This is a genomic window from Erythrobacter sp. BLCC-B19 (assembly GCF_028621955.1).
Classification (GTDB): domain Bacteria; phylum Pseudomonadota; class Alphaproteobacteria; order Sphingomonadales; family Sphingomonadaceae; genus Erythrobacter.
Map to the genome: position 1 here is coordinate 1,860,280 of NZ_CP117516.1, position 13,650 is coordinate 1,873,929.

13 protein-coding genes are annotated in these 13,650 nt (G+C 64.8%); 8 read left to right on the forward strand and 5 right to left on the reverse strand.

Features of this window, described 5'->3' with window-relative positions; translation table 11 throughout:
• The first annotated feature begins 3 nt into the window (after nt 1-3).
• Complete coding sequence (locus PS060_RS08710; RefSeq protein ID WP_273982478.1) at nt 4-648, forward strand: TetR/AcrR family transcriptional regulator; 645 nt, start codon at nt 4-6, stop codon at nt 646-648.
• Between the two features lie 13 nt (nt 649-661).
• Here PS060_RS08710 and PS060_RS08715 read toward each other — a convergent pair whose 3' ends face one another.
• The 4 genes from PS060_RS08715 to PS060_RS08730 all read right to left on the reverse strand — a co-directional run bounded on the left by PS060_RS08715 (nt 662) and on the right by PS060_RS08730 (nt 5,051).
• Nucleotides 662-1,459 (reverse strand): SDR family NAD(P)-dependent oxidoreductase, encoded by a 798-nt coding sequence (locus PS060_RS08715; RefSeq protein WP_273982479.1) that lies wholly within the window; start codon nt 1,457-1,459, stop codon nt 662-664.
• The gene (locus tag PS060_RS08720) at nt 1,459-3,774 is read right to left on the reverse strand and encodes a TonB-dependent receptor (RefSeq protein WP_273982481.1); all 2,316 of its coding nucleotides are present in this window, start codon (nt 3,772-3,774) and stop codon (nt 1,459-1,461) included. The genes PS060_RS08715 and PS060_RS08720 overlap by 1 nt, the downstream gene beginning before the upstream one ends.
• A gap of 267 nt (nt 3,775-4,041) precedes the next feature.
• On the reverse strand, nt 4,042-4,389 hold the full coding sequence (locus PS060_RS08725; protein ID WP_273982483.1) for an ArsR/SmtB family transcription factor: 348 nt from the start codon (nt 4,387-4,389) through the stop codon (nt 4,042-4,044).
• Nucleotides 4,389-5,051: a peroxiredoxin gene (locus tag PS060_RS08730; RefSeq protein WP_273982484.1), complete on the reverse strand. Its 663-nt coding sequence runs from the start codon at nt 5,049-5,051 to the stop codon at nt 4,389-4,391. The genes PS060_RS08725 and PS060_RS08730 overlap by 1 nt, the downstream gene beginning before the upstream one ends.
• 74 nt (nt 5,052-5,125) lie before the next feature.
• Here PS060_RS08730 and PS060_RS08735 point away from each other — a divergent pair, with 74 nt between their 5' ends.
• The 7 genes from PS060_RS08735 (at nt 5,126) to PS060_RS08760 (ending at nt 11,330) form a co-directional block, all read left to right on the forward strand.
• Nucleotides 5,126-6,058, forward strand: a complete 933-nt coding sequence (locus PS060_RS08735) for an MBL fold metallo-hydrolase (protein ID WP_273982486.1) — start codon at nt 5,126-5,128, stop codon at nt 6,056-6,058.
• Nucleotides 6,055-6,504 carry a YeeE/YedE family protein gene (locus PS060_RS08740; RefSeq protein ID WP_273982488.1) on the forward strand — a complete coding sequence of 150 codons (450 nt, stop codon included), beginning with the start codon at nt 6,055-6,057 and terminating at the stop codon, nt 6,502-6,504. The genes PS060_RS08735 and PS060_RS08740 overlap by 4 nt, the downstream gene beginning before the upstream one ends.
• Nucleotides 6,501-6,920, forward strand: a complete 420-nt coding sequence (locus tag PS060_RS08745; RefSeq protein ID WP_273982489.1) for a DUF6691 family protein — start codon at nt 6,501-6,503, stop codon at nt 6,918-6,920. The genes PS060_RS08740 and PS060_RS08745 overlap by 4 nt, the downstream gene beginning before the upstream one ends.
• On the forward strand, nt 6,917-7,339 hold the full coding sequence (locus PS060_RS17015) for a TIGR01244 family sulfur transferase (protein ID WP_337960217.1): 423 nt from the start codon (nt 6,917-6,919) through the stop codon (nt 7,337-7,339). The genes PS060_RS08745 and PS060_RS17015 overlap by 4 nt, the downstream gene beginning before the upstream one ends.
• Nucleotides 7,340-7,363: 24 nt before the next feature.
• Entirely contained in the window at nt 7,364-8,590 is a 1,227-nt protein-coding gene (locus PS060_RS08750; RefSeq protein ID WP_337960218.1) for an NAD(P)/FAD-dependent oxidoreductase, read from the forward strand.
• 3 nt (nt 8,591-8,593) lie between these two features.
• Complete coding sequence (locus PS060_RS08755) at nt 8,594-10,351, forward strand: SulP family inorganic anion transporter (protein ID WP_273982491.1); 1,758 nt, start codon at nt 8,594-8,596, stop codon at nt 10,349-10,351.
• 142 nt (nt 10,352-10,493) lie between these two features.
• Nucleotides 10,494-11,330, forward strand: a complete 837-nt coding sequence (locus PS060_RS08760) for an outer membrane protein (protein WP_273982493.1) — start codon at nt 10,494-10,496, stop codon at nt 11,328-11,330.
• Between the two features lie 185 nt (nt 11,331-11,515).
• Here PS060_RS08760 and PS060_RS08765 read toward each other — a convergent pair whose 3' ends face one another.
• Nucleotides 11,516-13,639: an NAD(P)/FAD-dependent oxidoreductase gene (locus PS060_RS08765; protein WP_273982495.1), complete on the reverse strand. Its 2,124-nt coding sequence runs from the start codon at nt 13,637-13,639 to the stop codon at nt 11,516-11,518.
• Nucleotides 13,640-13,650 lie beyond the last annotated feature (11 nt).

Here is a 13,650-nt window from a genome sequence, read left to right on the forward strand (position 1 = left end):
CCCATGACTGTTGTCGCCACCAAGCGCAGGACCCGGCTCGCCCCGGAAGAGCGGCGTTCGCTGATCCTTGATCACGCAGCCGACATGATTGCGCGCGAAGGGATCGCCGAGCTGTCGATGGAGGCCATAGGGCGCGCGGCAGGGGTGAGCAAATCGCTGGTCTACAACTACTTCCCCAACCTCCAGATGTTACTGAGCGAACTGCTCGAACGTGAGCTCAAACGGCTGCGGCGGCTCCAGAGCGAGGCGGTCAATGGCGCAGAGACATTCGAGGGCATGGTGCGCGCCACCACCCACGTCTACCTCACCTATATCGAGGAGCGAGGGCTGATCATCGAGCGGCTCCAGCAGGAACCCTCGATCAGCGATTTTCACGATCCGACCGAATATGGCCGCGATACAGCGGTGGAATATCTCGCCGCCATCATCGAGCGGCATTTTGACCTGCCGCCGGACGTTGCGCGGGCGGCGACTGACATCAGCTTCGGCCTCCCTGCCTCGGCTGGAGCTTACCTGCTGCGCACCGGAATGGACCGTCAGCAGCTTGAGGACATCACCGTCTCCATGATCCTGGGATCGGTGACGTCGCTCAAGACCGATTTTGCCGCGCGCCGCAAACCCTTGTGGGACGGGCGACCAGCAGGTTAGCCGGCGCCACGGCCTACATCGGGAAGATCGACTGTCCTCCATCGATCACCAACGAGTGACCGGTCATATAGCGGCTGGCAGGCCCAGCGAGGAATATGGCCGCGCCGGCCATATCATCGACTGTCCCGAGCTTGCCGGAGGGAGTTCGCCGCAAGCACGCATCCTGAAACGCCTTGGGTGTGTTGAGGCTCATTTCGGTTGCAATGAACCCCGGCAGGATCGCGTTGGCGCGGATACCGGCAGGGGCCAGCTCGACCGCGAGCGAACGCACGAGCCCCGACACGGCAGCCTTGGTGGCGGAATAGCCGCCCCCCGGCACGCCCAGCAACGCCGCGACCGACGATGTGACGACAAGACTGCCGCCGCTCCCTTGCGCGATGAACTGCCGGGTCGCCGCCTGAAAGGTGTAGACCACGCTGTTGAGGTTGAGGTCGAGCGTGCTTTGCCAGTCCCCGGGAGAGAGCTGGGTGAACGGCTTTCGCACGCCCGACCCACCCGCATTGGCAAAGCAGCTGTCAAGCCGGCCAAAGCGAGCGATCGTCATTTCCATTGCCGCCGAGACCTGGTCCGGGTCGGTAACGTCACAGGCGAAGTCTGCTACGTCTGCCCCCGTGGCCTTCAGCGCCTCGCTCGCCGCCCGGTTGCGATCGGCGTTGCGCCCCCAGATCGCAACGCTCGCCCCCGCACTCGCAAGCCCTCGTGCCATCCCGATGCCGAGGCCGCCATTGCCGCCAGTGACAAGTGCGACATGGCCCGTCAGATCGAACAGCTGCGGCATGGCGGCAACTGGGCTGTGGGTGGTCGTGTCCATCAGAAACCCGCCCGCAGGTTGACGCCATACACACGGGGATCGAGCAGGAAGGCGCTGCGGAAGCTGCCGACGAGGTTGGAGTTCACTTCGAGGAACGTGATGTCGTCGTTATTCTGCACGTTCTTCACAAAGAAGATCAGCGCCAGATCGCGTTCGTCATGCGCAACCTGCAGCTGCAGGTCGAGCTGTTCCCAGCTGCCCACACGGTCTGCCGCTACATTGAATTCCCGCGCCCAGAAGCCGGTCTGTGAATAGTAATCGACACGCGGCTTGAGTGACCAGCTTCCCGCAACCGGGATGTTGTATTCCGCTGCCAGCTTCAGGGTGCGACGCGGCGCGTTGGGCAGTTCGTTGCCCTGGATCTGGAAGAATGCTCCCCCGCGGGACGGATCGGACGACAGGAAATCGCTGCGGATATCGGTCTTCAGCAGGCCCAGCGCGCCTTCCAGACGCAATCCCTCGAGCGGGGTGAAGACGGTCTCGAGTTCGAAGCCTCGCACGCGGGTTTCGGGGATGTTGACGTTCGTGGCCAAGGTGCCGACGATGTTGCCGACGATCAGATTGCTGTAATCGTACTGGAACAGCGCTCCGTTGAGGGTCAGCTTGGAATCAAGCAGCGTGTTCTTCGAACCGAGCTCCCACGCGTTTATGAATTCGGAATCGAAGGTGGGCGTGCCCACGTTGCCGGGATTGAATCCGCCCGATTTGAACCCGCGCGAGAAGGTCAGATAGAGATTGTTGTCCGGCGTTGGCTGCCACGTCACGCTGCCGCGTCCGGTCCATGCATCGAAGCTGGCCTCGCCTTCGAAGAACGGGCCAAGCGCGAAGGTGCCGCTGGCGGTGCGGATCGACTTGTCATCCTTGGTGTAGCGGATGCCGCCCAGCACGCTCAGTTCGGGCGTGATGTCGATATAGATCTCACCGAACACCGCGTGCGATGTAACGCTGGCATCGGTGGTCACGCCGGCTGCGATGAAACCGGCCGTGCGATTGGCAGGCATATAGGTGATCACATCGCCGGCGCTGTTGGCCTTCAGGTAATAGCCACCGATCAGGAAATTGAACGGCCCGGAAAAGTCCGAAGCCAGACGCAGTTCCTGACTGACTTGATCGCGCTCTCCCGAACCATATTGGGCCGAACGCCAATCGGGCGACGAAATCACCTCACCCGGACCAAGCAGGTAGGTCAGGACACCATTGCCCGCGCCATTTGCGGGCGAAATCGCGCTGGGATTGAAGGCATTGGGCCGCGTGCCCTGATCGAAGTCACGGACGGAATCATTGCTGCCGTCCCGGAAACCGGTGACCGAAGTCAGGCGCAGCGAGTCTCCGATGTCCTGATTGATCTCGAAGGTGGCAAGCAGGTCCTTGGCCCGCTGTTCGGGCAAAACGTCGATGCGAACTTCACGCAGATCGGCCGGATTGGCGCTGAAGGTATCGGCGCGCACGATCCCGGGAAGCAGGAAGCGGTCGATCGGGAAGTTCACAGCAGGGAAATCATTGGTGACCGAGTCGGGCGAGCAGCCCAAAGTCGGATCGGGCGTGCACAGCGTCTTCACCGCATTGGCGCGGTTACTGTCTTCCTCGAAGTAGGTGACCACGAAGTCGACCGTCGTGCCCGATCCGGTGTCGAGCCGTGCACTGCCGCGCAGCGTGAACTGGTCTCGGCCGTCGATGCGCGAACCATCCTCAAGATTGCGGGTATAGCCGTCGCGCTTGAGATAGTGCCCGGCAAACCGCAAGCCGAAGCCTTCGGTGACCGGCACGTTCACCGCACCTTCGATGCGGCGGCCGTCAAAGTTCTCGACCTGCGCACTCAGATAGCCTTCGAAGTCATCGCTGGGCTTGCGCGTGACGAAATTGATCAGGCCGCCCGTGGTGTTGCGGCCGAACAGCGTGCCTTGCGGACCGCGCAGCACCTCGACCCGTTCGAGGTCGAAGAATTCACCAAAGGTGCTGCCCTGCTGCAGAAAGACGCCGTTGATCAGAACGCCGATGTTGGTGTCGTTTGAGCCGCCGAATGACTGGGACCCGACCCCGCGGATCGTCAGGTTGCGGTTGGCCGAGAGGATGACGTTGGGTGAATTGAACTGAAGATCCAGCGCGTCCTCGATACGGGCATTGCGGATGTTCTCGCCGGTGAGAGCGGTGATCGCGATGGGAACGTCCTGGACGTTTTCCTCGCGCAGCTGCGCGGTCACGATGATGACGTTTTCGCTTTGCTCAGCCGACTCCTCCGCGTCTTGCGCAAGCACCGGTTGGCTGCACAGCGCCGCAAGCGGCAGGGCCGAGATGGCCGGGAACAGCTTTTTCATTGGTATCCTCCCCTCGTTATGGAGGCCGAATGCCATTTAATGGACAATTAGTCAATAGAGGGGTGTGTAGCGGGCGACCGCCTGCCGTTTTTCAAGCAATCCGCGTTTAATATAGGACGCTTGGTCATTATGGGGGTGGCGATCAGCGCATCGCGTGCCGAGGCGACCCACGGATGTCGCGGGGGCGATTTGGTTCAGACGAGATGGAATGCATTGGTCGGGACGCTCACCGGCGCCGCGATGGTTCCGTTGCCGTGCCGCCGGAGGTCAGAACATCCGGGCGAAGTTTGCGACGCCGGGGGCTGGAGTGTCCTTGGGTGTCGCCCGTCCGGCGGGCGCATTCGTCCCCGGCACAAGCGCGGCAATGCGTGCAAGCGCGCTTTCGATCTGGGTATTGGCAAGAGAGTAGAACACCAGCTTGGCTTCCTTGCGGGTTTCGACGAGCCCCGCCTTGCGCAGCACGCCCAATTGTTGCGAGAGGCCGGGCTGGCCGATGCCGGTTGCAGTCTCGATCTCGCCGACATTGCGCTCGCCAGCGACCAGCGCCGAGAGCAGGCGCCAGCGCAGCGGGTGGGCGAGAGCCTTCAGCGTCTCGATCAGATCATCCTCGCTCATCAGCTTGCATCTCCTGTCGCGCGCAGGAACCAGCCGGTGGCCTCTTCCGCGCCAAAAACCTCGTCCAGATCATGCGTCGGAGGGGTTAGCAGCGTCTCGCCCGTCTGCCAGTTGGCCGGCGCAAGGCCGCCTTGGGCGTCGATCGCCTGCAGGCCATCGAGGATGCGCAGCATCTCGGGGATCGAACGGCCGAGGTTGGCCGGATAACAGGTCATCGCCCGGATCACGCCCTTGGGGTCGATGAAGAAGGTGGTGCGCACCGTGGCGCTGTTGCTGTCCTGCGCAGAGACCATGCCGAAAGCGCGTCCGATCACCAGCGTCGGGTCTTCGACGATGGGGAAGCGCACCTCGACGTCGAACCGGTCACGGATCATCCGCAGCCAGGCGAAATGCGAGAACAGACTGTCGACCGACAATGCCATCAGCGCGCAGTCGCGCTTCTCGAAGGCTGCGGCTTCTCTGGCGAGGGCCACGAACTCGGTCGTGCAGACCGGTGTGAAATCAGCCGGGTGCGAGAACAGCACCAGCCAGCGCCCCCTGAAGGCCGAAAGCCGGACGGGGCCGACCGTGCTACGGGCTTCGAAATCGGGCGCAAGGTCGCCGATGCGCAGGCCTGCGCAGGGGGGGGCGCTGTGAGGGGCGGCAGGGTCGGGCTGGCTCATCACTGCCTCATACCACTTGACATCGGGATTGCAAGACATATACACGATTTATGAAAATGAATTGGAGTGATGTCATGACTCAGGTCGATGTTGTGCTTCAGGTGGCGACCGAACAGGTATTGCGGGCCGCGTCTGACGCTGCTCTGCGCCCGGAAATTGCCAGCTTTTTCGACCCTGCCACCTATACGGCCACCTACGTCGTCCATGATCCGGCGACGATGGAGGCGGCCATTGTCGACTCGGTACTCGACTTCGATCCGAATTCCGGGCGCACCTCGACCCTGTCGGCTGACAAGGTCATTGACTATGTCACTTCTCATAATCTGAAAGTGAAATGGCTGCTGGAGACCCACGCTCACGCCGATCATTTCTCGGCCGCGCCCTATCTTCAGGAGAAGCTGGGCGGAAAGATCGCCATCGGTGCGGACATTACCACGGTGCAGGCCGTGTTCGGCAAGCTGTTCAACGCCGGCACCGAGTTCGAGCGTGACGGCTCGCAGTTCGACGCCCTGTTCAAGGATGGCGATACCTTTGCCATCGGCAATCTGCCGGTCACGGTGATGCACGTCCCCGGTCACACCCCGGCCTGCATCGCCTATGTCGTGGGCGAGGCGGTTTTCGTGGGCGATACCATGTTCATGCCCGATTACGGCACTGCGCGCGCCGACTTCCCCGGAGGAGACGCGCGCACCCTGTTCCGCTCGCTGCGCCGCATCCTGTCGCTTCCGCCTGAAACGCGGCTGTTCATGTGCCACGACTATCTGCCCAAGGGGCGGAGCCAGTATGTCTGGGAAACCACCGTCGCCGCCGAGCGCGAGGGCAACATCCACGCCCATGACGGCATCGGCGAGGATGAATTCGTGGCGATGCGCGAGGCGCGCGATGCCACGCTCGATATGCCGCGCCTGATCCTGCCTTCGGTGCAGGTCAATATGCGCGCCGGCCACTTGCCGCCGCCCGATGACAACGGCGTCACCTACCTCAAGATTCCGGTCAACGCGGTATGACCTTGCCGGGATTTCCTGATGCTGCGCCGCTGCCGGGCTTGATCGGCGGTGTGCTGATTGGGCTGGCGGCGGCGGTGATGCTGCTGGGGGCGGGACGGATTGCCGGGGTGTCCGGTATCGCCGCGCGCGCTTTCGGTCTCGCCGACAGTTCCCTGCCCCGCGCCGGAGCCTGGGCTTTCGTTATCGGCCTTCCGCTTGGCGCTTGGGTGGTGACGGGCCAGACCGGATCGACCGCGCCAGACTTCGCCTCGCCTGTGCTGCTGGTGATCGCGGGGCTGATCGTCGGGATCGGCACGCGGCTTGGCTCGGGCTGCACCAGCGGGCACGGCGTGTGCGGCATGAGCCGCCTCTCGCAGCGTTCGCTCGTCGCGGTGGCGACCTTCATGGTGACCGGCTTTGCCACCGTTGCGGCGATGAACGCACTGGGGATCGAGGTGCTGGGATGATGCGTGACATTCTTGTTCCGCTCGTCTCGGGCACGATCTTCGGTGCGGGCCTCACCATCGGCGGGATGACCGATCCGGCGCGGGTGCGCGGCTTTCTTGACCTGTTCGGGGATTGGGACCCGACGCTTGCCTTTGTCATGGGCGGGGCCGTGCTGGTGATGGCGCTGGCGTGGGTGATCCAGCGCAAGATGCAGCGCCCGGCCTTTGCAGAAGGCTTTTCGCTGCCCGACCGGAGCGATGTGACGCTGCGCCTTGTCGGCGGCTCGGCGCTGTTCGGGATCGGCTGGGGGATCGCGGGCCTGTGTCCCGGGCCGGGCTTTGCCGCGCTGGCGATTGCGCCGGGATCGGCGGCGATCTTCGTGGCCGCGATGCTCGCAGGGATGCTGGCGGTGCGGCTGATGGAAGGACGGGGATGATGGAACTCCACGTGATCGACGAGACACTTGCCATTGCCGCGCAGCCGCAGCCTGATGACCTTGCCGCTCTGGCCGAGCAGGGCTTCCTCGCGGTGATCTGCAACCGCCCCGATGGCGAGGAGCCGGGACAGCCGCCGCTCGATGCGATGCGCGCAGCCGCGCAGGAGGCGGGGCTTGCCTTCCACCATCTCCCGGTGAGCGGCGGCCTGTTCCCGCCCGCGGCCGTGGCTGCCTTTGGCGCCGTCCGGCGCGGCACGCCGGGCCGGGTGCTGGCCTATTGCCGCACCGGCACCCGCGCCGCGACGCTCGATGCGCTTGCCAATGTGCATGGCCTGAGTGTCGCCGAGCGGCTCAGCCGGGCTGGCGCTGCGGGATACGACCTTTCGGCCTTGGCCGGCCGCATGGAAGCGGACGGATAGGGCCGCGCACGGGAGGGATCGGACATGAGCAACACCAGGCACAGCGTCGTCGTCATTGGCGGCGGCGCGGCGGGGATCGCCACTGCTGCGTCGATGCTGCGGCGCCGCCATGGGCTCGACATCGCGATTGTCGAGCCGTCGGATACCCACGCCTATCAGCCGGGATGGACGATGGTCGGCGGGGGCGTGTTCGATGTCGCCACCACCACCCGCCCGATGGCGAGCGTGATGCCCAAGGGGGTCACATGGGTGAGGCAGGCCTGCGCCAGCTTCCAGCCTGAGGACAATCAGGTGACCCTCGCCGACGGCAACACGCTCACCTATGATGTCCTGATCGTTGCCCCCGGTATCCGCCTTGCATGGGACAGGATCGCCGGGCTTGAGGCCGCGCTTGGCCAGAACGGCGTCACCTCCAACTACCGCCCCGATCTTGCGCCCTACACCTGGGAACTGGTCAAGGCGACACGCACAGGGCGGGCGATCTTCAGCCAACCACCCATGCCGATCAAATGCGCAGGCGCGCCGCAAAAGGCGATGTATCTCGCCTGCGACCACTGGCGCCGTTCGGGGGTGCTCGGGAATATCGCGGTCGAGTTCCGCAATGCTGGCGCGGTGCTGTTCGGCGTCGCCGACTATGTCCCGGCCTTGCAGGAATATGTCGCCAAATACGGCATCCATCTGGCGCTTGGCAGCAATCTGATCGCGGTCGATGGCCCGGCGCGGCAGGCGACGTTCAAGACGGCGGCCGGGGAGGAGACGGTCGGCTTCGACCTGCTCCACGTCGTCCCCCCGCAGGTCGCACCGCAGTTCCTCGCCGATAGCCCGCTGGCTGCCGAGAGCGGCTTTACCGATGTGGATCAGCACACGCTCCAGCACGTGCGCTACCCGAATGTGTTTGGCCTTGGGGATGCCGGGTCGATGCCCAATGCCAAGACCGCCGCCGCTGCGCGCAAGCAAGCGCCGGTGGTGGCGGTCAACGCTCTGCGGCAGCTGGGCGGCAAGGGGCCGACGGCGGGCTATGACGGCTATGGATCATGTCCGCTGACGGTCGAGCGCGGCAAGATCGTGCTCGCCGAGTTCGCTTATGGCGGCAAGCTTGCGCCGAGTTTTCCGACATGGCTGGTCGACGGCACGCGCCCTGCGCGCCTGTCATGGATGCTCAAGGCCGATGCCCTGCCGTGGATCTACTGGAACGGGATGCTCAAGGGCCGCGAATGGCTCGCAGGGCCGGGCGGGCTGATCGCGCAATAGACCATGCTGGCCCGCTATCTTCCGATCCTCGAATGGGGGCGCAGCTATGATCGCCCCGCGCTGACCAGCGACCTGATGGCGGCGGTGATCGTCACCATCATGCTGATCCCGCAGAGCCTTGCCTATGCGATGCTGGCGGGATTGCCGCCGGTGGTGGGTCTTTACGCCTCGATCCTCCCGCTCATCGCCTATGCCGTGTTCGGGACAAGCCGGACGCTGGCGGTCGGCCCGGTAGCGGTGGTGTCGCTGATGACGGCGAGCGCGGCGGGCGCGGTGGCGGCGCCGGGGACTGCGGAATACTGGCAGGCGGCAATCACACTGGCGGCGCTGTCGGGCGTGATGCTGGTGGTGCTGGGGCTGCTGCGGCTGGGGTTCCTCGCCAATCTGCTCTCGCACCCGGTCATCAGCGGGTTCATTTCCGCGAGCGGGGTGCTGATCGCGACCAGTCAGCTGAAGCACATCCTCGGCGTCAAGGCGGGCGGCGAGACCTGGCCGGCAATGCTGGCCGGGCTGACGGGCGCGGCGGGCCAGATCAACCCGGCGACGCTGGCCATTGGTATTCCGGCAACGCTGTTCCTATTCTGGGTGAGGAAGGGTTTGAAGCCTGCCCTCCAGACGCTCGGCCTTTCCCCCCGCGCTGCCGACATGACGGCGAAGGCCGGGCCGGTGGTGGCGGTGGCGCTGTCGATCCTTGCGGTGGTCGGTTTCGGGCTGCAAGCGCGCGGCGTTTCGGTTGTCGGCGCCATTCCGCAAGGCCTGCCGCCCTTCATGCTCCCCTCGGCTGACCTCGTGCTGATCGAGGCGCTGTGGGTGCCCGCGCTGCTGATTTCGGTGATCGGGTTCGTCGAGAGCGTCTCGGTCGCGCAGACGCTCGCCGCCAAGCGCCGCCAGCGGATCGTGCCGGATCAGGAGTTGATCGGGCTGGGCGCGTCGAACATCGCCTCGGCCCTGTCTGGCGGCTATCCGGTGACCGGCGGCTTTGCACGTTCGGTGGTCAATTTCGATGCAGGCGCGCAGACCCCGGCGGCGGGTGCCTTTACCGCCGTGGGAATTGCGCTCGCGAGCCTGTTCCTCACCCCGCTGCTCTATAATCTGCCCAACGCGACTCTCGCCGCGACCATCATCGTTGCCGTGCTCAGCCTCGTCGATTTCAAGACCCCGCGCCATCTGTGGGCCTATTCCAAGGCGGACTTTGCCGCTCATGCCGCGACCATCGCGGTCACGCTGGTGGCCGGGGTGGAGATGGGCGTGATCGCGGGGGTCGGCGTTGGCCTGCTGCTCTATCTGTGGCGCGCCAGCCGCCCCCATGCCGCCATCGTCGGCCGCGTGCCGGGCACCGAGCATTTCCGCAATGTCGAACGCCACACAGTGCTCACGCTGCCGCACCTGCTGACCATCCGGGTCGACGAGAGCCTGACCTACCTCAACGCCCGCTGGCTGGAGGAATATGTCCTTGAACAGGTCGCAGAACGCCCGGCCCTGCGCCACGTGGTGCTGATGGCGAGCGCGGTAAACGCGATCGACGCCTCGGGGCTCGAAAGCCTCGAAGCGATCAACCACCGTCTCGCCGATGGCGGCATCCGGCTGCATCTGTCCGAAGTGAAAGGCCCGGTGATGGACCGCCTGAAGCGCAGCCATCTGCTGCACGACCTTTCGGGCAAGGTGTTCCTGTCGCAGGACAGCGCCTTTGCCGCACTGGCGCTTGATACAGGCGAGGCTCCGGACGATGCCGATCCGCTTGCAGCGCGCGGATTGATCTGAAGGTTTTGCCCTCCATTGCACAATCATCCATGATGAAAGTGCAGATTGGTCTTCAGCGAGCCGATGCCGCAGACCCGATGGCTGCATCTGCTTGGTGCGGGGCGAAAGTATGGATTGTACCTCCAGCAAAAGGGTACACTTCATGACATCTCGAAATCAGTCGCTCATAAGCATCGGATTGCTGCTTGCGGCCGCAATGCCTGCGCAAGCCAGTGCACAGGACGCCGAGTTCGACGGGTTCTACATCGGCGCCACCATCGGCGGCGCGTTTCAGGGGGATGATGCCGATGCGACCTTGCTGTTCGATCGCAATCTCGACGGCACATTTGGCGACACGGTGGTGCTCGCCAGCGGCGCCAATGCCTTTGCTCCGGGCTTTTGCGGTGGCCGCGCGCTGACCGGCATGGCGAGCGGTGGGTGCGCCGGGGACGATGACGGGGTCGATTTCTCGGGCCGCATCGGCTATGATAAGCAGATCGGCAACTTCGTGTTCGGCGCGCTGGCCGAGTTTGGCCGGGCCGACATCGTCGACAGCGTTTCCGGCTTCACCTCGACCCCGGCGAGCTACACCTTCACCCGCTCGATCAATCAGAACGGCCGGCTTGCGGCGCGTGGCGGGATCGCGATGGACAAGCTGCTGGTTTACGGCACCGGCGGCTTTTCCTTTGCCCGGGTCAAGAACCGGTTCGACACCACCAATGTCGTCAATGCCTTCACCGACAACGGCAATTCCACTGCGACCGGGTTCAACGTGGGCGGCGGTGCCGAATACAAGCTGGCCCCGAACATCTCGCTCGGGGTCGAATATCTCTACACCGACCTCAAGGATGACGAGTTCCGCGTCCGGGCTGGGCCTGCGGCCAATACCCCGCCGACCAATGCCTTCATCCTCGGCAATGCGATGGGCACTGACTTCGCCCGCAGCGACACGCGGTTCCGTTATCAGGCGGTGCGCGCGACCTTCGCCTACCGGTTCTAGCGCCGGGCGGGCAGGGCGCCTGCCCTGTCCTCAGATTGTGCCCGCCGCCGCGCACCAACTGGCTGCGCGTTCAGGCCGGGCATGACAGACCTCGGGTGTCCGGTTCTCATCCTGCCGGACGCCCGAGGTCGCCTTTTTGGGTGTCGCGGACGCTGAGCGCCAAGGCAGCCTGGCGCAGCCGACCATCAATCGGAACGCGTGTCCACATCACCATCGGTGATCAGGGTCACGTTCGAGCGCAAGGTGAAATAGCTCCACACCCAGTTGAGCAAGACCGCGGTGCGATTGCGCGCGCCTGCCAGAAAGCCGACATGAACCGCACCCCACAACCACCAGGCGGGCGCGCCAGCAAAGCGGATCGTGCCCAATTGAGCAACCGCGTGCTTGCGGCCGATGGTCGCCAGATCGCCGCGGTGACGATAGGCGAAGGGCGGGGGCGGCGGATCGCCCGACAGTTCGGCCCGGATGACATCTGCAACATACTGCCCCGCCTGCTTGGCCGCAGGCGCAATCCCGGGTACCATCGCGCCATTCCATGCCTTGCTGGCGGCAGTGTCGCCGATGACGAAGATCTCGGGATGGCCCGGCACCGAGAGATCCTCTCCCACGATCACCCGGCCAGCCGGATCGCACCGCGCCCCGAGCCAGCTTCCTGCAGGGGAGGCCGCCACTCCGGCTGCCCAGATCACCGTGCCGGCCGGTATCCGCTGGTCGCCGACCAGCACATGATCCGAACCGATCCCGGTGACCAGCGCATCGGTTCGCACATCGACGCCCAGCGACTTGAGCGCCACCATTGCCTCGCGCGAGAGGGCTTCGGGGAAGGATGGCAACACGCGCCCTCCTGCATGGAGCAGCACCACCTGCGCCGTGCGCGGATCGATCGCGCGGAATTCCCCGGCGAGACCAAAGGCTGCCATCTCGGCGATTGCTCCGGCGAGCTCCACCCCGGTCGGCCCACCGCCAACCACCACGAAGGTCAGCATTTTCTGGCGTTCTTCAGGGCACAAGCTTGCTTCGGCCTGTTCAAAGGCACGCAGCACACGGCCTCTGATCCGCACGCCATCTTCCACACGCTTGAGGCCGGGTGCCCAGGGTGCCCAATCGTCGCGTCCGAAATAGGAATGGCGCGCTCCGGTGGCGAGCACCAGCCGGTCATAACCGATGCGGCGCTCGCCCATCATGACGCAGCGGTGCGCCTTGTCGATCCCGGTCACCTCGCCAAGCAGCACCGTCACATTGCGGTCACGACGGAAAAGGCTGCGGATCGACAGGGCGATGTCGGAAGGCGACAGTGAGGCCGTGGCGATCTGGTAGAGCAGGGGCTGGAACAGGTGGTAGTTCTGGCGATCGATCAGCGTGACGCGGACGGGCAGGCGCGCCAGCCTTGCCGTGGCGGCAAGGCCACCGAAGCCGGCTCCGACGACGACCACGTGCTGCCATGTTTCCGGGACTTCATAGCCATCCCTTTCGTAGAGAACATGGCGCTGCAACCAGCCTTCAAGCCAGCCATCGACCGACTGGCCGCCGCTGCCGAATACCAAGGGCAAGGCGCAAACTACCAGTGCCAGCGGATCGATGCCGGTAACTTCAAGGCCTTGCATCAGATTGCCTGCCGCATAGCCAAGCATGGACACCACAAGGATTCCCAGCTGCAACGGCATCGCCGCGCCGATCATGGCAAGACCGCCCGCAACGAGCGCCAGCCCCGGCGGGACGATGGCGAAGGTGTTGACCGGCAAGACCGCGTCCCATTGCTGGCTTGATTGCTCCGCCAGCGCGATCACCAGCCAGGTCATCGCCAGCCACAGGCGCAGCAACACCAGCAGCACCGGCGCGCCGCGGTCTGTCAGCCATTGCGAAAGGCGGACTGCCAAAGCGGCAGGGCTGAGTGCGCTGCGGGCGATTCCTGCGCGGAACAGCGCATCGAGCGAAAGGAGCCCGGCCCCGTGCACCACAAGCCAGGCGTAGAGCATGATCTGAAACAGCCGACTGTCATCGGCGCCGCTCCCGACTTGCAGCGTGGTCAGCGCGATCAGCGCGACCAGTGCGATTGTCCGGGTCATGAAACCGGTGACGAGCATCAGCGCCACGAGACCGAGCACCGGGCCCACGATGAGCACCCCCGCCCCTCCGAGATCGCGCTGTGAGAGCGCCGCCGCGATCAGCGCTCCGGACAGCAATGCGCGCGCGGCCAAATCGACCAGCGGCGCTGCCAAAGCCACAAATGAACGGAGCGAATTGACCCACAGACGCGCCAGCACGAGCGGCTGGTCCGGGGCGGCCGGGATCCGGTTCTTGCCTGTCATGTATGCTAGCC